Origin of the sequence: Caballeronia sp. BR00000012568055, from assembly GCF_029439455.1 — a bacterium.
In the GTDB taxonomy this organism is placed as follows: Bacteria; Pseudomonadota; Gammaproteobacteria; order Burkholderiales; family Burkholderiaceae; genus Caballeronia.
Window position 1 is genome coordinate 1 of the sequence record NZ_JAQFVG010000146.1, and the last position, 1177, is coordinate 1177.

General features: G+C 58.5%; 2 protein-coding genes and 2 tRNA genes. 1 reads left to right on the top strand and 3 read right to left on the bottom strand.

Annotation, left to right across the window (positions count from 1 at the left end; translation table 11 throughout):
• On the top strand, positions 1–183 hold a 183-nt coding region (locus tag P7F28_RS08040), incomplete at its 5' end, for a cytochrome c oxidase assembly protein (protein ID WP_277183905.1).
• On the opposite strand, the gene P7F28_RS08045 is transcribed toward P7F28_RS08040, so the two are convergent.
• The 3 genes from P7F28_RS08045 to P7F28_RS08055 all read right to left on the bottom strand — a co-directional run bounded on the left by P7F28_RS08045 (position 178) and on the right by P7F28_RS08055 (position 1017).
• On the bottom strand, positions 178–672 hold the full coding sequence (locus P7F28_RS08045; protein ID WP_277183904.1) for a GNAT family N-acetyltransferase: 495 nt from the start codon (positions 670–672) through the stop codon (positions 178–180). The two genes, P7F28_RS08040 and P7F28_RS08045, sit on opposite strands and share 6 nt — an antisense overlap.
• 113 nt (positions 673–785) lie before the next feature.
• A tRNA-Cys gene (locus P7F28_RS08050) sits at positions 786–859 on the bottom strand.
• A gap of 82 nt (positions 860–941) precedes the next feature.
• Positions 942–1017, bottom strand: a tRNA-Gly gene (locus tag P7F28_RS08055).
• Between the last annotated feature and the right edge of the window lie 160 nt (positions 1018–1177).

Genomic DNA, 1177 nt, shown 5'->3' on the forward strand with positions numbered 1-1177 from the left:
ACGCCGATGCGCGATCAGCAGATCGGCGGCCTTCTGCTCTGGATTCCCGGCTCGATGATGAGCGTGATCGGCGCGTTGATCGCGCTGCGTCACTGGCTGCGATTATCGGCGCGCTCGCGCCTGCGTCACGAACGACGTGCTCCGCGTGGGCGCATCAGCAGCACGAAGCGCGCAGCATCATGAAGGAAAGCCCGGGCGACGCATCCACACGTGCGGAATGCCGTCTTCATCGTGAATACCGGACGAAGGCATAAAGCCGAACGCGCCATAAAAGTTTTGCAGATGCGCCTGCGCGTGCAGGCTCACCGGCTCGTCCGGCCATTGTGCGAGGATATGTTCGAGCGCGCGTTCGAGCATGGCGTTGCCGAGCTTGAAGCCGCGAAACTTCGCCGTCGTCAGCACGCGGCCAATGCGCACGTCCTTCTCTTGCTCTTGCGGAAAGCCAGGCAGCAACACACGCAGATAACCCGCAAGCGCAGGACGCGTTTCACCGGGCGCATAAGCGAACAGATGCCACGCATCGAGATCGAGCCCGTCGATATCGCCATACACGCAATTCTGCTCGACCACGAACACTGCACTGCGAGCGGCGAGCATGTCGTACACCTCGGTGCTGGTGAGATCGTCGAAGCGCTTCCAGCGCCATTCAAGGTCGGAGAGTCGGTCGGTCATGGGAATCGGGATAGCGGCATGCGCAATACAAAGACACGAAATTATGCCGCGCGCCGCCTACGAAAAGCCGACGCGGGAAAAGAAAAAGCCCTGACGGATCAGGGCTTTTAAAGTGGAGGCGCGGACCGGAGTCGAACCGGTCTAAACGGCTTTGCAGGCCGCTGCATAACCGCTTTGCTACCGCGCCACAAGCGGATGTTGGTGTCGATCGCTTTAACGAAGCCGACCAATCCACCAAACAAAAAGGGAAGCTGTGCTTCCCCTTTGACTGGAGCGGGAGACGAGTCTCGAACTCGCGACCTCAACCTTGGCAAGGTTGCGCTCTACCAACTGAGCTACTCCCGCGTTTTCCTGCTTGCTACTTCCTCTGTTTTTGCTTCGCCGTCGTGTTGCTGTCAGGCGTCGCGCATCAGAGAAACGAGATTATGTAGAAGCCTTAGAACGCTGTCAACCCTTTTTCGCGCGATCTTTTCGTGTTTGACGCAAGTTTTCGCAAGACTCGTTC

Coding starts and splice junctions, on each gene's coding strand:
- P7F28_RS08045 (WP_277183904.1), bottom strand. CDS start 672: ATGACCGACCGACTCTCCGACCTTGAATGGCGCTGGAAGCGCTTCGAC.